The 18,396-nt window shown below is 68.5% G+C and carries 16 protein-coding genes; 8 read left to right on the plus strand and 8 right to left on the minus strand.

Going from position 1 to position 18,396, the window contains the following annotated elements; genetic code table 11:
* Positions 1-53: 53 nt before the first annotated feature.
* The gene (gene dapA / locus GUY59_RS02370) at positions 54-971 is read right to left on the minus strand and encodes a 4-hydroxy-tetrahydrodipicolinate synthase (protein ID WP_132334305.1); all 918 of its coding nucleotides are present in this window, start codon (positions 969-971) and stop codon (positions 54-56) included.
* A 1,282-nt stretch (positions 972-2,253) separates the two neighbouring features.
* Here dapA and GUY59_RS02375 point away from each other — a divergent pair.
* From GUY59_RS02375 to GUY59_RS02385, 3 genes are all read left to right on the plus strand, one after another.
* Entirely contained in the window at positions 2,254-2,970 is a 717-nt protein-coding gene (locus tag GUY59_RS02375; RefSeq protein ID WP_138198951.1) for a GntR family transcriptional regulator, read from the plus strand.
* Positions 2,971-3,563: 593 nt separating this feature from the next.
* Positions 3,564-4,220, plus strand: a complete 657-nt coding sequence (gene radC / locus GUY59_RS02380) for a RadC family protein (protein WP_138198950.1) — start codon at positions 3,564-3,566, stop codon at positions 4,218-4,220.
* A 448-nt stretch (positions 4,221-4,668) separates the two neighbouring features.
* Entirely contained in the window at positions 4,669-5,112 is a 444-nt protein-coding gene (locus GUY59_RS02385) for a GntR family transcriptional regulator (RefSeq protein ID WP_138198990.1), read from the plus strand.
* Here GUY59_RS02385 and GUY59_RS02390 read toward each other — a convergent pair.
* The 3 genes from GUY59_RS02390 to GUY59_RS02400 form a co-directional block, all read right to left on the minus strand.
* Positions 5,096-5,869, minus strand: coding sequence for a transposase family protein (locus GUY59_RS02390; RefSeq protein ID WP_161714347.1), 774 nt, complete (start codon positions 5,867-5,869; stop codon positions 5,096-5,098). The genes GUY59_RS02385 and GUY59_RS02390 overlap by 17 nt on opposite strands.
* Positions 5,870-6,505: 636 nt before the next feature.
* Positions 6,506-7,528, minus strand: coding sequence for a hypothetical protein (locus GUY59_RS02395; protein WP_132334302.1), 1,023 nt, complete (start codon positions 7,526-7,528; stop codon positions 6,506-6,508).
* A 44-nt stretch (positions 7,529-7,572) separates the two neighbouring features.
* Complete coding sequence (locus tag GUY59_RS02400) at positions 7,573-8,436, minus strand: DMT family transporter (protein WP_252374809.1); 864 nt, start codon at positions 8,434-8,436, stop codon at positions 7,573-7,575.
* A gap of 61 nt (positions 8,437-8,497) precedes the next feature.
* On the opposite strand from GUY59_RS02400, the gene GUY59_RS02405 reads away from it, so the two are divergent.
* From GUY59_RS02405 to add, 5 genes are read left to right on the plus strand one after another with little or no spacing between them, the layout of a single operon-like run.
* The gene (locus GUY59_RS02405; protein WP_138198947.1) at positions 8,498-9,904 is read left to right on the plus strand and encodes an aminotransferase-like domain-containing protein; all 1,407 of its coding nucleotides are present in this window, start codon (positions 8,498-8,500) and stop codon (positions 9,902-9,904) included.
* A gap of 44 nt (positions 9,905-9,948) precedes the next feature.
* Positions 9,949-10,464 carry a CGNR zinc finger domain-containing protein gene (locus GUY59_RS02410; protein WP_138198946.1) on the plus strand — a complete coding sequence of 172 codons (516 nt, stop codon included), beginning with the start codon at positions 9,949-9,951 and terminating at the stop codon, positions 10,462-10,464.
* A gap of 44 nt (positions 10,465-10,508) precedes the next feature.
* Entirely contained in the window at positions 10,509-11,117 is a 609-nt protein-coding gene (locus GUY59_RS02415) for a GNAT family N-acetyltransferase (protein WP_165959707.1), read from the plus strand.
* Positions 11,118-11,129: 12 nt separating this feature from the next.
* A complete protein-coding gene (locus tag GUY59_RS02420) occupies positions 11,130-12,005 on the plus strand; it encodes a 1,4-dihydroxy-2-naphthoate polyprenyltransferase (RefSeq protein WP_138198945.1) in 876 nt (291 codons plus the stop codon).
* A gap of 9 nt (positions 12,006-12,014) precedes the next feature.
* Complete coding sequence (add, locus tag GUY59_RS02425; RefSeq protein WP_138198944.1) at positions 12,015-13,022, plus strand: adenosine deaminase; 1,008 nt, start codon at positions 12,015-12,017, stop codon at positions 13,020-13,022.
* Here the strand turns inward: add and GUY59_RS02430 are convergent, their stop codons facing one another.
* From GUY59_RS02430 to GUY59_RS02445, 4 genes are all read right to left on the minus strand, one after another.
* Positions 13,023-13,496, minus strand: a complete 474-nt coding sequence (locus GUY59_RS02430; protein ID WP_138198943.1) for a GNAT family N-acetyltransferase — start codon at positions 13,494-13,496, stop codon at positions 13,023-13,025.
* Between the two features lie 167 nt (positions 13,497-13,663).
* Positions 13,664-14,401 carry a 4-hydroxy-tetrahydrodipicolinate reductase gene (gene dapB / locus GUY59_RS02435; protein ID WP_138198942.1) on the minus strand — a complete coding sequence of 246 codons (738 nt, stop codon included), beginning with the start codon at positions 14,399-14,401 and terminating at the stop codon, positions 13,664-13,666.
* A gap of 87 nt (positions 14,402-14,488) precedes the next feature.
* Positions 14,489-15,799, minus strand: a complete 1,311-nt coding sequence (locus tag GUY59_RS02440; RefSeq protein WP_138198941.1) for a M16 family metallopeptidase — start codon at positions 15,797-15,799, stop codon at positions 14,489-14,491.
* 55 nt (positions 15,800-15,854) lie between these two features.
* Positions 15,855-18,191, minus strand: a complete 2,337-nt coding sequence (locus GUY59_RS02445; protein ID WP_138198940.1) for a polyribonucleotide nucleotidyltransferase — start codon at positions 18,189-18,191, stop codon at positions 15,855-15,857.
* Positions 18,192-18,396: the final 205 nt, after the last annotated feature.

Genomic DNA, 18,396 nt, shown 5'->3' on the forward strand with positions numbered 1-18,396 from the left:
GCCGGCCCCCACGGTCAGATCGTGTTCTCAAAACTCCCAGTTCCTCCCCGTTCCTATGCGTCTGTCAACTTCACCCCGCCGGCCACCAGGCAAGCACGCAGCTCGGCGATTTGCTTCTCTGTCGCGTCCACGAGCGGCAGCCGTACCGGTCCTACCGGCATACCCACCAGCCTCAGTGCCGCCTTTGTCATGATCGCGCCGCCCGCACGCAGCATGATCCCGTCCACTACGGGAGCCACCTGACTGTGCAGGGCCAGCGCTTGAGCGACTTCGCCGCTCTTGTGCAAGTGGATCATTCGCGCCAACTCGGCGCCCACCACATGTCCGACGACGCTCACGAACCCGGCGGCTCCGAGCGAGAGCCAGGCCAGGTTGAGCAGATCGTCTCCCGAATAGAAGACAAGATCGGTCGAGATCATCACCTGACTGGCGGCGAACAGATCACCCTTGGCGTCCTTGACGGCCACAATGCGTTCGTGCTGCGCCAGCCTGATGAGAGTGTCCGTTTTGATCGGCACTCCGCTTCGTCCCGGGATGTCATAAAGCATCACGGGCAGATCGGTCGCGTCGGCGACGGCGGTGAAGTGTCGATACAAACCCTCTTGCGGGGGCTTGTTGTAGTAAGGCGTCACCACCAACAGGGCGTGTGCGCCGGCGCGTGCCGCCTGCTTCGCGAGATCGACACTATGGCGGGTGTCGTTGGAGCCCGCTCCCGCCACCACGGCGGCGCGGTCACCGACCGCGTCGAGGACGGCACTGACGATACGCTGTTTCTCCTCGTCAGAAGTGGTGGGCGACTCACCGGTCGTCCCGTTGACGATCAAGCCGTCATTCCGCTGCTCGTCTACCAGATAGGTAGCAAGACGTCGCACAGCCACATAATCGACCTCGCCGTCGGAAGTGAACGGCGTGACCATCGCGGTCAGCATACGGCCGAAGGGCGCCTTGGTGGATCCAGTGGGCGATGCCATAGTGCGAACGCTACCTGGATTCAGAAATCCATTGGACGTCGCCACCCCGCTTTGCCTGCCTGGAGCCGCCTTTTGCCCCCTTTCGACAGCAACTGGTGCCGCTTATCCCACGATAGGTCCTTCTGCCGACTCCTCCAGCCACCCGCCAGTGGCGCCGACAAGTTCCTCGCAAGATCAGCTCACAACTCTACGGCCTCCCGGCCGGGCACACCTTCGCGGACGCCGTTCACTCGGCCCCAGCACGCCGCGCGAGCTGACCACGGCCATCTTGGCAGATCCCCGACGATGCGGCCGGTGCTTGTCCCTGCCCACCCATACGCCTCAACCAGCCCTCACGCCACCACACCTCCGTCGCGCATCGAGTCCCGCACACCCAGACCGCCCACCACCCCTGACTCCCCTATCCACACCGCCCTCATGCCTTGGCCCGCACCTAACACCGCCTCACCGCCCCCCGACGCAGCCTGTCCACGCCGCCCTCACTCCCCTGGCTCCTGCACACCCACATCGCCCCATCCGCCTCTGAGTCCACCTGTTTCACTTGGCCCTCGTCCGTTCATCCCTCTGTTCCCTACCTCGCCCGGCCTCCACGCGCCGTTCGACCGCCGACGACGGTGACCGCCTACTCCGCCGCACCCCGGAGGCGACGTCATGGCCGTGCCTGCCCCAGTACTACGTCAGTTCTGCCGTCGTTCCCGACCTGGACCCCCATCCCATCCCTGACCTTCACCTCGGCGTTGCGGGCCGGATGACGGTGGAGCACCGCGCCGCCCGCTCCGTTTCGGCGCCGCGGCCAGCCAATAGGTTGGTTGCGTGCTCCCCGGCCCCGTCGATGTCGCTGCACGGCTCGTGGCTGAGCTCGGTACAGGAGGCCCCTGCGGCTGATGCACTCCGGTGTCGTGTCGGGATCCTGCTGAGCCGGTGCCCTTCAGACGATGCCGTACTGTCCGACCTGCGGACGTAGGGCACCAGGGCAGTCGAAGTGGCATGTCTCGCCGCGGAGGTGTCTCACCGGACGGCGGGCGGACCGCACACGGGCTTGCCCGATCAAGGAGCCACTGGTGCTTGGGCATGGAAGAGGTCGCCGATATGTGCTCGGGGGTACACACATCGACGACCTCTATCGGAGAATCGGCGTCCCTTACATCCGCGTTACAGGGTTTCTCCGATAATTTTCCGCCATCGCAAAGTTGGGGCTCCAGCAGTCATCGATGACGGTCGGTTACCTGCCGAATACGGCAACATAGGGCAACGCCTCACACGAACCCCCAGGGATGGACTAGTGGCCACCTCAGATCCGGTCTACCTGCGTGTCGTCGAAGACATCCGGCGACAGATCACCGACGGCACCCTTCCCCCCGGCGCGCCCATTCCGTCGCGGGCGCAGCTGACCCGCAAATATCAGGTCGGCGAGACCGCTGCCCGTCACGCCCTCCGCGTGCTCGCGAGTGAAGGCCTCATCATCGGCCGCGTGGGCTCGGGCCATTACGTCAGGGAGCGCCCCGACCTAACCTCATTGCATCGATGGCGGTTCTTGGACCATCCCGCCCCGTTCGCGGCAGACCTGCAGTCTCAAGGAAGACGCGTGACATGGGACTGGCACAGCGAGCCGACCGAAGCGGGCCCCGACATCGCCAGGCGGCTACGCCTCAAGGAGTCGACCACGCTGAGCAAAACGCGTTACGTCTATCGCGGCGACGGCCGGCCGCTGCAACTCGCCACCTCTTACGAGCCGATGGAGTTCGCCGCGCACTCCGAGGAGGAACGGCGCAGCTTGGTGGCGAGGATGTACGCCCATGGCGTGAAGATCACCGAGATTGTCGAAAGTGTGCACACCCGAGTCCCCCGTCCCGCCGAGATCGATGCGCTCGACCTGGCCGCAGGCGTTCATGTTCTGCACATCGAACGCACCCACTGGGCCGGCGATCGTCCCGTCGAGACCAGCGACATCGTCATCCCGGGAGACCGCTTCCGGATCACGTACAGCATGCCGGTTTAGGGCCTCGGGCCCCGGCTCCGGGCGAGCGCATTTCCTCGCCCGGAGCCGGGGCCTTCGTCATCGCCTCCACGGCCACGACTCACAGGCACATCCCCAATGGCGCGTTGTGACGACGAGTACGCTGTCGACGGCGCGTGAATACTGACCCCATGGCGACCCATGACCGGTTCAGAAAGCGGCGATGCGCGGTGGACTTCGAGCAGCCTCACCCGCTACCCACCTCCCGCCCGAACGGCTGTCCTCTGCCTCCCACCGGAACGACCCGGCATCATTCGCCGAAGACGTTCAAGCCCCCGCCGTCACATCGGAACGTCGGCCGGTTCATGATGCACGCCGTCACCCCACACGCTTCCCGGTCAGGTGGGGGAATGTCGCCGGGGACCGAGCGTTGTGCGGCTGCCTCAGAGGGCCACCGAGGGATCGCTCATGTCGGCGTGCGGAAGGAGCTGGGCGTGATTCCCGGTCCGACCGCATGCCGTGGTAGCGCGATATCTCGCCCTGTGGGGGCGATAGTGGACAGGCGTCGTCCGCGACAAATGCGCAGGTCAGAGATTGTCGGTGCGCGTTGATAGAACGGGTCGCGGAGGTTGTCGATGCGAGTCAAGGATCTGCCAAAGGGCGACCGGCCCCGCGAACGGCTCATGGCCAGCGGCGCCGCTGCGCTGGCCGACCGGGAGTTGCTGGCCGTGCTGCTGGGCTCAGGGTTTCGCGGGTCGAGTGCTCTTGATCTGGCCAGCCAGGTGATTCAGCACTGCGGGGATCTGGAGGCGCTCAGCCGCTCCGAGCCGCACAGGTTGCTCACCGTGCCCGGCATCGGCCCGGCCAAGGCCGCGCGGGTGAGCGCGGCCTTCCATCTCGTGCGGCGGGCGGACGCGTGGCCGGAGCGGGAGCAGATCAACAGCACGTCCGACCTGGCACACGCGTGCGCTCCCCTGCTGCGAGATCGTGCTCAGGAGCGGCTGGTCCTGGTGGTGTGTGACATCCGTGGCCGGGTGCTCAAACGCGTGGTGCTGTCCGAAGGCGGGGCCGACCATACGACGGTGCCGATCCGGGAGGTGATCACCGAAGTGTTGACCGCGGGTGGCGCGATGTTCGGCCTGGCCCACAACCATCCGGGCGGGTCCCTGGAGCCGAGTGTGGCCGATCTGGAAGCCACCGCCCAACTCCTCGCGGCTGCCGAGACCGTCGGCGTACGACTCCTCGACCACCTGATCATCGTAGATGCGGGCTGGCGACGAATCCCGACATAGACCCAATCCGCTGCGGACTCTCGCCCAGCCAACATCAAAGGCCATGATCTTGTGCATAGCGACGAACTGCAGTTTTCCAAGGGACAACCATGAGAACCTAAAGCCGCGGGAGGCCGATATGGACATCAGTCGGCCAGCACCCGCCATGGCGTGGCTTTGTGCCTCCGGAGGGCGCGTCGTCACGTCCATGGTTTCGTGCCGGTCCCGGGTGAAGCCCAATCGTTTACGTCGTGCGGTTGGGCAGGCGCGTCGCCCGAGACCGGCGCGAAACACTTTTGGCGCAGGACGGTTTCCGGCGCCACCTCTTGCTTGACGGGCTTCAGACGCGTCAACTGGGCAAGGCCATGCTGTGGAGACTGCATGGACCTTGTCCACCCTCTATGTATCCATAGATTTAGCAGACGTCCGCTTTGAGCAGAACATGTACGGTATTGTCTATAATTCGGACGTGCTAGATCGCGAAGGACCCGTTCCTCTCTACAAGCAGGTCGCCGACCTGGTCCGCGATCAGATCGAACGCGGACAACTCCAAGCGGGCGATCCGGTGCCGAGCGAGGCCACGCTCGAAAAGGAATATGACATCGCGCGGACGACCGCCCGACGGGTGGCCCGGGAACTGCGCGAACAAGGACTGGCGTACACCGTGCAGGGTGAGGGCACGTTCGTCGGCCCGCCGAGTGCGCCGCGATCGCCCAAGACGATGCCGATTTATCAGAAGATCGCCGGAGAATTAGCGGAAAATATCAAAAATGGCGATATTCCACCGAACAGAGCCATTCCCGGCGAGAAGATGATGATGCGCCAGTACGGCGTCGCCAAAGTCACCGTACGCCAGGCCATTGCCTACCTCAGAGAGCAGGGAACCTATTTCAGGCTCACCCGGCTTGGGTGACGCGATGGTTTTGAAGGACGGCGATGGCCTTGCAGAGGTGGCTGGCCTTGGACGGGCTGCAGCGTAGCTTGCGCAAGATTCTCCAGCCTTTGAGCTGGGCGTTTGCGCGTTCGCCGGGGCCGCGGAGCCTGGCGTGGGCGCGGTTGGCGTGTTTCTGGGATTCGGGCTTGTGCTTGCCCTTGTACGGGGTGCGGACCGGGCCTTCGGCTCCCTGATACGCCTTGTCCGCCAGGGTGATGATCCCCGCCTGCTTTAGTGCGCGCAGGATGCCCCAGATGCGGGCAGCGGTCAGATCGTGGGCCTTGCCGGGCAGGGCGCCCGAGGTCCACAGGATCGTCCCATCTGGTGAGGCGATGACCTGCACGTTCATCCCGTGCACACGGTGCTTGCCGGAGAAGTACGGCCGGTCAGCGGCGATCCGGTCGGTATGGATCAGCGTGCCGTCCAGCACCAGGTAGTGCAGCCCGTCCCGCTTGGCCTTGCGCAGCGCCTGGACGAGCTTGGGCGAGCGGGCTGACAACAGCGCCACCGTCTCTTCCACGTACCGCCATGCGGTTGCCGCCGACACCCCGAAGCCAGCCGCGAGTTCGGCGTAGGTCTCGCCCTTACGCAGGTAGACCAGCACCAGCAGGGCCTGCCGGCCAGGGTTGAGCCGCCGCCAGATCGACCTCATGGACTTACGGTGGCGCCGGATCACCCCGGCGACGTAGTTCAGGCGCTGATGCGACAAATCGACGGCGGCACGATAGAACAGCACCCAGAGCTCCTGGTTGTGATGGGCGTGGTTGTGGTGATCAACCCATCTACCAGGAGCTCTGCTGCGTCATGGGGCTAACCTCGGACTTGCGATCATGCTGTGACCAGGGCACTCGATGCGGAGCCTGAAATAGGTTCAGGGATGGGTCTTCACCGTCCCTTATCGGGGCACATATGTGAACAGCCCCGAGAGAATGGCCCATGAATCGGGATTCATAGGCCTCGCGTTCGCGAGCGCATCCCCGAACGGCGACGACCCGTACGGCTCGAGGCGCAACCACACGCACACGACCGTCGTGGTGTCGTCCACCTCATGACTCACGCCCGCCCGGAAGCGGCGGCGCGCTCGCGCCAGGCGTCGAGCGACTGGGCCGCCCCCAGTGCGGACGAACCCCAGGTGACCCAGGCAACCGCGGCGAACAGGGAACTCCCCCGGCGCGATATCGACCTCCCCCGGCCCTGCCGCCGGTGTCACCGGCCAGGACCAGGCGTGAGCCCACCCGCCTCGGCTTTCGGTCGAGAGCGACCACGCCCGCCGCGGCGATGGCCTTACCCGACGGGACGCGGTCGGTGAGCAGGGCAGGCACCTCACCGCAGTCCCCAGCTCCCCCCTGAGTCGATGGCGCGGACTTCAGGGCTAGAAGACCGGGATGATCTCCTCGGGGTCGATGAAGTCCACCTCCACCCCTTCCAGGTCGAGCTCCGGGATGGCGGGGAAGGCGATGCCCCAGCGCTCCACGATCGCCCGGACCCTCGCCATGGCCACGCGCCAGTTCTCCGCCTGCTCCTCGTACGACAGGACGCCGAGCCCGGCTTCCCTGGCGTGGTCCATGAGGACGCGGTGGTTGGCCAGGAAGTACGGCGGAAGCTCCCAGAAGCCCTCGGGAGGCTCCCACAGGATCATGCTGAGGAAGACGAAACCGGCCCTGAGCTGACGCGTGATGAGCGATTTGGTGTCTTCGGTGAGTCCCGGCCACTCGTTCTCCAGAATGGTCATACAAATCTGGAGATGTCGGGACTCGTCCCTGCCGATGCGCTGGAACATCTCGCCGAACACCGGGTGCTGTGTTCCCGAGGCCATGCCCCTGAAGAGCGTCGAGGCGGCCATCTCGCCCATCATGAAGCTGGTGAACAGCACCGGGAGCGAGTATTTGCCCACGGCCGAGTTGTAGCCGTTCCAGTAGCGGCCGCCGTTGTGATAAAGCCAGCCGATGTTGTTGTGAGCGGCCGATTCGAGGTCGTCGGAGGGCGTCCAGTCGAGCGGCCCGCCCGGCCACAGCTTGGCGATGGCCCGCTGGCAACACTCCTCGTGGTTCATCTCGTCACGGGTGATCGAGAAGAAACACTTCCTGACCGGGTCCTCCTCGTGTTTCTCGAAGGCCTGGATGGTGGCCCGGGCGAACACCGCCGGCCCCGAGGCGTCGAAGTTCGCCAGGACGGCGAACCAGTACATGATGCCCAGGCGCTGCTCGCGGGTGAAGTCGTCCGGGTCGAGACCGTCCCAGGGCAGGTCGGCCGGGTTCCAGACCATGCGCTTGGACTTCTCGTAGATGGCGGCGAGTTTCTCCGTCTCGACTCGCCACTCCATGGGATAGATGTTGGGCTGCGGGATCTGCGGCGCAGGCCAGAAACCGCCCTCTGGGATCGTGAGGTCCGCCATGTGTGACACCTCCTCCCCCATCCTGCGTGTCGGCGTCACGTCTTTCAAGTACGGGCTCGCTGGGTGACGGCCACGCAGACCAGGACGGCCAGCGCCGCGACCACCGTGACCGGGCCGAATCGCTCGCCCATCAGGGCCCACGCCCAGACGAGCGTCAGGAGCGGCTGGGTGAGCTGGGTCTGTCCCGCCCTGGCGATACCGCCCTGGGCCAGGCCCGCGTACCAGGGGAAGAAGCCGAGGAACATCGAGACCAGCGCCACGTAGGCGAGACCGGCCACCGACGGCGGCGTCGGGGTCATCGGCGTGGCCAGGGCCAGCACCACCGTGATGGGCACCGTCAGCGGGAGCGACAGGACGAGGGTATGGGAGATCACCTGCCAGCCAGGGGTCTGCCTGGACAGCCGGCCGCCCTCCGTGTAGCCGACCGCCGCCGACAGCAGGGCGCCGACCAGGAGCAGGTCGGGCCAGGTGGGCCTGCCGTGGTGCTGGGTGAGGGTGAAGGCGGTGATGGCGGCGGCTCCGGCCGTACAGCCGGCCCAGAAGAGCGGGCGGGGGCGCTCGCCGGCCGACACGACGGCGCAGGCGGCGGTGGCTGCGGGGAGGAGCCCGGTGACCACCGCGGCGTGCGCCGTGCTCGCGCCCAGGTCCAGGGCCAGACCGCTGAAGGCGGGAAAGCCGAGGACCACGCCCAGGGCGATCAGCACGTAGGCGCGCCGCTGGTCGCGCGGCGGGAGCAGCGGGCGGCCGGCGGCCTTCAGGCAGATCAGGGCCACCACGCCTGCCACGGCCGCCCGGCCCACGGCGGTCAGCCACGGGTCGAAGCCCCGCATCGCGTGGACGGTGGCGGGAAAGGAGCCGGAGAACGCGAGGACGCCGAGGAAGGCCAGGGCGGTGCCCCGGCGTCGCACGCCCCGCTCCAAGGCGGGGACCGCTACTCCAACATCGACAGTAGCGCTATTCTCCTTCTTCATGGACAACGATAGCAGTATCGCCAAGATCGCCGCGATACTGCGTGACGAGGCCGCCAGGCTCGGCCCCGGCGCGCGGTTGCCGTCGAGCCGAGAGATCATGCGCAGGCACAACGTCAGTCCTGTCACGGTGTCGCGGGCGCTCGGACAACTGGCCGCCGAAGGGCGGGTGGTGACGAGACCAGGCAGCGGCGCGTACGTGGCCCAGCAGGTGGCCAGGAGCGAGGACGCGGCGGACCTGTCGTGGCAGACCGTCGCGCTCGGCGACCGGGTGGTCGACGAAGGCCCCGTCGCGGAGTTGCTGGGTGTGGCGGCCGAAGGCTCCGTACCGCTCACGGGTGGCTACCTGCGTCCGGGGCTGCGGCCCGACCGGCAGCTCGCCGCAGCGGCGGCGCGGGCCGTGCGGCGGCCCGGCGCCTGGGCCATGCCGCCGCTGCCCGGCCTGCTCGAACTGCGCAGATGGTTCGCGGCGCAGGCGGGAGGCGACGTGACCGCCGCCGACGCACTGATCGTCAGCGGTGGGCAGGCGGCGCTGACCCACGCGTTCCGCGCGCTCGCCGCGCCCGGCACGCCGGTGCTGGTAGAGACGCCCACCTACCCGGGCGCGCTCGTGGCGGCCAGGGCCGCGGGGCTGCGGCCCACGGCGGTGCCCATGGACCGCGAAGGAGTACGGCCCGACCTGCTGGCCGAGGCGTTCGCCGTGACCGGGGCAAGGGTCTTCCTCTGCCAGCCCACCCTGCACAACCCGACGGGGGCGACCCTGCCGGCCGGGCGCCGGGTGCAGGTGCTGGACGTCGCCAGGGCGGCGGGCGCGTTCGTGATCGAGGACGACTTCGCCCGCTACCTTACCGCGCAGGCACCCCCGTCGCTGGCGTCCATGGACAGGCACGGCACGGTGGTCCACGTGGGTTCGCTGACGAAGATCCTGTCACCGAGCATGCGGGTGGCGGCGGTGATCGCCAGAGGGCCGGCCGCGCACCGGCTACGGGCCGGGCAGCTCGTCGAGTCGTTCTTCGTGGCACGGCCGTTGCAGGAGACGGCGCTGGAGTTCGTCGGGTCACCGGCGTGGCGGCGGCACCTGGCCGCCGTGCACGCGGAGATCGAGGTCCGCCGCGACGCGCTGGCCGCCGCGCTCGCCGCGCGGATGCCGCGGGCCGAGCCGCACCTGCTGCCCGCAGGCGGGATGCACCTGTGGGTACGGCTGCCGGCCGCGATCGACGAGGGCGCGCTGGTGGCGACCGCGCGGCGCAACGGCGCGCTGGTCAGCCCCGGCCGGATCTACTATCCCTCCGAGCCGCCGGGGCCGCGGATCCGGGTGACCCACATGGCCGCCGCGCACCTGGCTGAACTGCACGAAGGGGTACGCCGGCTCGCCCGGGCACTGGACGAGGTCACCATGGATCCCTGAGGGCGCGCACGTGTGCTTGATCCACGCCTATTAAAGTGACCGGCATGCCGTGCCCCGCGGAGCTCGTACGCGACTTCGTGAACACCTACGACGTCGAGGCCCAGGCGGACGAGCTGTCGTCCCCCGCCGAGCTGGCCGTGTGGCTGCGCGAGCGCGGCCTGGCCGAGCCGCGCGACCGGGCCACCGACGACGACCTGCACACCGCGATCGCCCTGCGCGAGACGCTCAGGACGGCGCTCAGGCGCGAGGCGGCCGAGCTGCCCGTTTTGCCCCTCATGATCAGGGTCAGGCGGGGCGAGCGGCCCGAGCCCGCCACGGCGGGAGGCGGCGTGCGGGGCGGGCTGGCGGCGATCGCCGTGGCGGCCGTGACAGCGTCGTGGGACCGCCTCAAGGTGTGTGCGGAGGGGACGTGCCAGTGGGCGTTCATCGACGCGTCGAAGAACAGGTCCCGCTCGTGGTGTTCCATGCGTGTGTGCGGCAACCGCACCAAGACCCGGGCCTACCGGGCGAGGAAGAAGGGTTCGCGTCATCCCCAAGGGTCAAACACCGATACGGTGTAAGTCGTGCCTTGTGGCATGAACGGCAGTCGAAGGAGCGGGCCGAGATGGCAGACGTAGGCGTCCGGGCGGCCCGGCGCGAGGATGTGCTCCAGGTTGCGAATACGCAGATCCGCGCCTGGCGTTACGGCTATCGGGATTTCCTGCCCGAGGGGCCACTCGAGCAGATGACCGGCGCGGCTGCGGAGAAGATGTGGTTGCGCCAGTGGGACGAGGCGATCGTCGCCCCGCCCACCCCCATGCATCGGGTGCTGGTGGCCGTGGAGACCATCCTCGACACCGAGGGCTTCCCCGCGCTGGGCAAGGGGGGCAGCGCCGCCCTGACCACCCCCCGTGGCGGCGAGCGCGTGGTGGGGCTGGCCTCCCACGCCCCCGCGGAAGACCCCGACCTCGATCCCGGCGTGGTGGCCGAGATGCTGACGCTGCTGGTCGATCCCGACTTCGTACGCCGGGGCCACGGCAGCCGCCTGCTCAACGCCACCGTCGACCACCTGCGCGAGGACGGCTTCCGGCAGATCGTCACCTGGGCGTTCGCCGACAACTACGCGGTGCTGGGCTTCCTCGAATCAGCCGGCTGGGGCGAGGACACCGCCGAACGCGTTCTCGACATGGGCCGCCCGATCAGGATGGTCCGGCTCACCACCGACATCAGCTAAAGGGCCGAGGACATGGCAACCACCGGTCAGTGGATCGCGGGCGCCCGCCCGCGCACGCTCCCCAACGCCGTCGTCCCCGTCATGGTGGGCACCGGCGTGGCCATCGGCGAAGGCGGCTTCGTGTGGTGGCGGGCGATCCTGGCGCTGCTCGTGGCGCTCTCCCTGCAGATCGGCGTCAACTACGCCAACGACTACAGCGACGGCATCCGCGGCACCGACGACCAGCGGGTCGGCCCGATGCGGCTGGTGGGCTCGCGGGCGGCCACGCCCCGGCAGGTGCTGACCGCCGCGCTGGGCAGCTTCGCCGTGGCGGCCGTGCTGGGGCTCGTCCTCGTCATCGTCACGCGGGCGTGGTGGATCCTGCTGGTGGGCGCGGCGTGCATCGCGGCAGGCTGGTTCTACACGGGGGGCAAGCACCCGTACGGCTACCGCGGCCTGGGCGAGGTCGCCGTGTTCGTCTTCTTCGGGGTGGTGCCCGTGGTCGGCACGGCCTTCGTGCAGACCGGCTCGCTCAGCTGGGCGGCGTTCGTCGCGTCGATCCCGGTGGGCCTGCTGTCGTGCTCGATGCTCGTGGTCAACAACCTGCGCGACGTCGGCACGGACGGCCAGGCGGGCAAGCGTACGCTGGCCGTGCGCCTGGGTGCCGAGCGCACCCGCGCCCTCTACGTCGCCTGCCAGGTGGTGCCGTTCTTCGTGGCGCTGGCCATGGTCCCGATCACGCCGTGGGCCGCGCTGGTGCTGCTCGCGGCGCCGCTGGCGGTCCCGCCCATCAGGGCGGTGCTGGACAAGGCGGTCGGCCCCGCTCTGATCGCGGTGCTGCAGCAGACGGGGAAGCTGCAGATGGCGTACGGCCTGCTCTTCGCCGTGGGGCTGGCGATCATCTTCTAGGGTGGGCGGGTGAAGGATTTCATCGCCGGTCTGCCCAAATGCGAGCTCCACCTGCACATCGAGGGCACTTTGGAGCCCGAGCTCAAGTTCGAGCTGGCCAGGCGCAACGGCCTGCGGCTGCCCTACGCGGGCGTGGAGCAGATGCGGGCCGCCTACACCTTCGACAGCCTGCCGTCCTTCCTGCGCATCTACTACGAGGGCATGCGGGTGCTGCGCACCGAGCCCGACTTCTACGACCTGGCCATGGCCTACCTCCGCAAGGCCGCCGAGCAGAACGTGCGCTACGCCGAGATCTTCTTCGACCCGCAGGCCCACACCTCGCGCGGCGTGCCGTTCGACCTGGTGATCAGAGGGCTGCGGCGGGCGCTGACGGAGGCGGAGGCACGGCTCGGGGTGCGGGCGCAGCTCATCATGTGTTTCCTGCGCGACTTCCAGGCCGAATACGCGATGGCCACCCTGCTGGAGTCGTTGCCCTACCGGGAGTGGATCGCCGGCGTCGGGCTCGACTCCGACGAGAAGGACAACCCGCCGGTCAAGTTCGCGGCCGTCTATGAGCGGGCCAGGCAGGAGGGCTATCTCCTGACGATGCACTGCGACGTCGACCAGGACGACGCGGTCGAGCACATCCGCCAGGCCGTCGAGGACATCGGCGTCAACCGGATCGACCACGGCGTCAACATCCTGGAGGACCAGCGGCTGGTGGAGGTGGTCCTGGAGCGCGGCATGGGGCTGACCTGCTGCCCGATCTCCAACGGTTACGTCACCGACTCGATGAAGGCCGAGGGCATCCGCAAGCTGATGGACCTCGGCGTACGCGTGACGATCAACTCCGACGACCCGGCCTATTTCGGGGCGTACGTCGGGGAGAACCTGGAGGCCCTGCAGGGCGCGCTCCAGCTCACCAGGGACGAGCTGGCCCGGCTCGAACGCGACGCGTTCGAGATCGCCTGGCTGCCTCGGCACGTCAAGGACGCCTACCTCGCGGAGGTGGACGCCTACCTCGCGCGGGAGCGCTGATCAGCGGCGCATCACCACGCGGGGGGCGACCTCGATGCCGAGTTCCCGTTCGTGCTCCACCAGCGCGCGCAACTGCGGCCCCCACTCCGGCTCGGGCAGCACCGTGAAGCCGTGCCGCGTGTACCACGGCGCGTTCCACGGCACGTCGCGGTAGGTCGTCAGCGTGACGGCCGGGGCGCCGCAGGCCCGCGCGCGGTCGATCACCGCCGTCATCAGCCGCCCGCCGATGCCCTGGCGCATGCTGCGCGGGTGCACGGCGAGCTGGTCGAGGTGCACGTTGCCGTCGACCGTGCCCAGCAGGGCGAAACCTTCGGGAGGCTCACCCTCGACGAGGACCCTCCCGGGGTCGTCGACCTCTTCGATCATGGTCGTACCGGGTGGGAAGACGATGTCCACCTCGGCGAAGAGCCCGTCGGCCGCCAGTTCGACGGCCACCAGGCCGGCCAGCTCTCCCTCATCCGCCCATCGCACCATGCCGACACGATCTCATGTCTCGGGCGGACCTCGCCTCGGGTATTAATCTTGGTGATCGTAGGCCCGGCTGTGCGGAGCCGGGGCCCTCTCCTCACGACGTGCCCACGACCGCCCGGTGGTGGGCACGTCGTGTGCGCCGACCCCGGTGGTCGCGGCCGGCCGTGAGGTCAGAGGTCGAGCAGCGGCTCGAGCCCCACGGTGAGACCGGGCTGCTCGCGGACCCTTCGCACCCCGAGCAGCACGCCGGGCGTGAACGCGGACCTGCTCATCGTGTCGTGCCGGATGGTCAGGATCTCGCCGTCGCCGCCGAGCAGCACCTCCTGGTGGGCGATGAGCCCCGACAGGCGCACCGCGTGCACGTGGACACCTTCCACGTCGGCTCCACGCGCGCCGTCGAGCGCGGTGGTCGTGGCGTCGGGCATTCGCGCCGCCCCCGCCTCGGCGCGCGCCTCAGCGACCATCTCAGCCGTACGCCGAGCCGTGCCGGACGGTGCGTCGGCTTTGTTGGGATGGTGCAGCTCCACGATCTCGACGGACTCGAAATAGCGGGCCGCCCGCTGGGCGAAGTGCATCATCAGCACGGCGGCGATGCCGAAGTTGGGGGCGATCAGGCAGTTGGTGCCCGGCGATGCCGCCAGCCATCGGCGTACGGTCTCCAGCCGCCCCTCGTCGAACCCCGTCGTGCCCACCACCGGGTGGACGCCGTGGCCGATGGCCCACTCGAGGTTGCCCATGACGACGTCGGGATGGGTGAAGTCGACCACCACCTCGGCGCCCGCGAGCCCCTCGATGGAGTCGTCCTTGTCGAGCGCGGCCACCAGCTCCATGTCGGTGGCCGCCTCGACCGCTCTGCACACCTCCACGCCCACGCGGCCGCGGGCGCCGAGCACTCCTACCTTGATCACACCGCCAACCCTATCGTCCTGACGTGATCCGCCTCCCGGCCCGCCGCGCAGGACGCCGGCCTCACGGCTGGGATCCTGCGGGGCCGGTCAGCGGATGGCGTCGGTGAAGTCCTTGTCACCGTACGGGCCGATCACGGCGAGCGTGAGCGGCCGGTTGAGCACGTCGGCGGCCACCTCGGAGATCTCGTCGGGCGTGACGCCCTCGATGCGCGCCAGCACTTCGTCCACCGACATCAGCTCGTCGTGGACGAGCTCGTTCTTGCCGATGCGCGACATGCGCGAGCCGGTGTCCTCCAGGCCGAGCACGAGACCGCCGCGCATCTGGCCCTTGCCGCGCATGATCTCCTCGTCGGTCAGGCCCTCGGCCACCACCCTGGACACCTCGTCACGGCAGATCTTGAGCACGTCGTCGATCTTCGAGGGCAGGCAGCCCACGTAGATGCCGAACTGGCCGGTGTCGGCGTAGGCCGAGGTGTAACTGTAGGCGGAGTAGGCCAGGCCGCGCTTCTCCCTGATCTCCTGGAAGAGCCGGGACGACATGCCGCCGCCCAGCGCGGCGTTGAGCACGCCGAGCGCGAACCTGCGATCGTCGGTGCGGGTCATGCCGGTCGTGCCGAGCACCAGGTTGGCCTGCTCGGTCGGCCGGTCGAGCACCGTGACGCCCGAGCGGGTCTCGGCGCCGGGACCGCTGGTGCGCGGCGGTGCGAACTCGGCCGGGCCTTCGAGCATGCCCGCCCGCTCGTAGGCCCTGGTGACCAGCTCGACGACCTCTTCGTGGCGTACGTTGCCCGCGACCGAGACGACCGTGCGGCGGGGCCGGTAGTAGCGACGGTAGTACTCCGCGATCCGGTCGCGCCCGAGAGCATTGATCGAATCGACCGTGCCCAGGATGGGCCGCCCGATCGGGGAGTCGCCGTAGAGCGCGGCGGCGAACTGCTCGTGCACCACGTCGGACGGGTCGTCGTCGTGCATGGCGATCTCTTCGAGGATCACCCCGCGCTCCGACTCGACGTCCTGCTCGGCCACCAGCGAGCTGGTCACCACGTCGGCGAGCACGTCGACCGCGAGCGGCAGGTCCTCGTCGAGGACGCGCGCGTAGTAGCAGGTGTACTCCTTGGCGGTGAAGGCGTTGATCTCACCGCCGATGCCCTCGATGGAGGCGGAGATCTCCATGGCGTCGCGCGTGGGGGTGCCCTTGAACAGCAGGTGTTCGAGGAAATGGGTGGCACCCATGTGCTCGGGGGCCTCGTCACGCGAGCCGATGCCGACCCACATGCCGACCGCGACGCTGCGCACGGTCGGCATGGTCTCGGTCACCACGCGCAACCCACCGGGCAGAACGGTGCGCCTCACCACCCCGGCGCCGTCTTTGCCTGGGTGCAGCGTGGTCGTGCTCACGAAGCCTCCTTCGTCAGCACGACGCCGCTGATGATGGTTGCCTGGCTGAGCTCGCTCACGAGTTGCGGTCGTCCCCCTCGTTGCGGCTGCTGCGCACGCGGGTGCGGGTGCGGCGGGGCCGCTCGGGGCGGTCGTCGGCGCCCTGCGCGGGCTGCTCGGGAGCTGCGTCGCCGTCCTCGGCGGAGTCGCCGGCGGCGGCCTTGGCCTCCTTCTCGGCGGCCTCGCGCTCGATCACCTCGACCGGCACCAGGGAGAGCTTGCCCCGGCCGTCGATCTCGGCGATCTCAACCTGGATCTTCTCGCCGACGCTCATCACGTCCTCGACGTTCTCGATGCGCTTGCCGCCGTGCAGCTTGCGGATCTGGGAGACGTGCAGCAGACCGTCCTTTCCGGGCATGAGCGAGATGAACGAACCGAAGGCCGCGATCTTGACGACCGTGCCGAGGTAACGCTCGCCGACCTCAGGCATGTGCGGGTTGGCGATGGCGTTGATCGCCGACCGGGCCGCCTCGGCGGACGGGCCGTCGGTGGCGCCGATGTAGATCGTGCCGTCGTCCTCGATGGTGATCTCGGCGCCCGTGTCGTCCTGGATCTGGTTGATCATCTTGCCCTTCGGGCCGATGACCTCGCCGATCTTGTCGACCGGGACCTTGATCGTGATGATGCGCGGCGCGGTCGGGTTCATCTCCGCCGGGGAGTCGATCGCCTCCTGCATCACGTCGAGGATCGCCAGGCGGGCGCCCTTGGCCTGCTTGAGCGCGCCGGCCAGCACCGAGGCGGGGATGCCGTCGAGCTTGGTGTCGAGCTGGAGCGCGGTGATGACGTCCTTGGTGCCGGCGACCTTGAAGTCCATGTCGCCCATGGCGTCCTCGGCGCCGAGGATGTCGGTCAGCGTGACGTAGGTGTCGCCCTCGCCGATCAAACCCATCGCGATGCCCGCGACCATCTCCTTGAGCGGCACGCCGGCGTCGAGCAGCGCCATCGTGGAGGCGCAGACCGAGCCCATCGAGGTGGAGCCGTTGGAGCCGAGCGCCTCGGAGACCTGGCGGATGGCGTACGGGAACTCCTCGCGCGTGGGGAGCACCGGGATCAGCGCCCGCTCGGCGAGCGCGCCGTGGCCGATCTCGCGGCGCTTGGGCGAGCCCACCCGGCCGGTCTCACCGGTCGAATAGGGCGGGAAATTGTAGTTGTGCATGTAGCGCTTGGTCCGCTCGGGGTTGAGCGTGTCGATGACCTGCTCCATACGCAGCATGTTGAGCGTCGTGATGCCCATGATCTGGGTCTCGCCGCGCTCGAACAGCGCCGAGCCGTGCACCCGGGGCACCACGTGGACCTCGGCTGACAGGGCGCGGATGTCCTTGGTGCCGCGTCCGTCGATGCGGACGCCCTCCTTGACGACCCGCTCGCGCATGAGCTTCTTCATCACCGAGCGGAACGCCGCGGAGATCTCCTTCTCGCGCCCCTCGAACTCGGGCAGGAGCTTCTCGGCGGCCAGTGCCTTGACCTTGTCGAGCTCGTTCTCGCGCTCCTGCTTGCCGGCGATGGTCAGCGCGGCCGCCAGCTCGGTCTTCACCGCGGCCTCGACCGCGTCGTAGACGTCGTCCTGGTAGTCGAGGAAGAGCGGGTATTCGGCCGTCTCCTTGGCCGCGACCCGCGCGATGCGCGACTGCGCCTCGCAGAGCACCTTGATGAAGGGCTTGGCGGCGTCGAGGCCCTGGGCGACGGTCTCCTCGGTCGGCGCGACCGCACCTTCGGCGACCAGCTTGATCGTGTCCTTCGTGGACTCGGCCTCGACCATCATGATCGCGACGTCGCCGTCGGCGAGCACGCGGCCCGCCACGACCATGTCGAACGTGGCCCGCTCCAGTTCGTGGTGGGTCGGGAAGGCCACCCACTGGCCGTCGATCAGCGCGACGCGCACGCCGCCGATCGGGCCGGAGAACGGCAGGCCCGCGAGCTGGGTGGACAACGACGCGGCGTTGATCGCCACCACGTCGTAGAGGTGGTCGGGGTTGAGGGCCATCACGGTGGCGACGACCTGGATCTCGTTGCGCAGCCCCTTGACGAACGACGGGCGCAGCGGCCGGTCGATCAGGCGGCAGGTGAGGATGGCGTCCTCGGAAGGACGGCCCTCACGGCGGAAGAACGAGCCGGGGATGCGGCCCGCGGCGTACATGCGCTCTTCGACGTCGACCGTGAGCGGGAAGAAGTCGAGGTTCTCCTTGGGTGACTTGGACGCGGTGGTCGCTGAGAGCACCATCGTGTCGTTGTCGAGGTAGGCGACGGCGGAACCCGCCGCCTGGCGTGCGAGGCGACCGGTCTCGAACCGGATCGTGCGCGTGCCGAAAGAGCCGTTGTCTATGACGGCTTCAGCAGTGTGGACACCCTCCACGGGGGACCTCCTTGTGGTCGGTCTCCCGCGCCCTTTTCTCACCGGCACCCTCGTTAGGTGCAGCGCCGGTCTTCGATCGAAGCACCCGGTCTTTCCTACCGGAAGCCACTACCGAGGACCGGCCCGCAGGCGTCGCGGGTCGCAAGGTGCTAAGCGGACGCGGGGGCTGTGTGTCTCGGATCTTCAGTTGTACGCCGGGCGCGGC

The organism is Nonomuraea sp. K271, from assembly GCF_009908215.1.
Taxonomy (GTDB): domain Bacteria; phylum Actinomycetota; class Actinomycetes; order Streptosporangiales; family Streptosporangiaceae; genus Nonomuraea; species Nonomuraea longispora.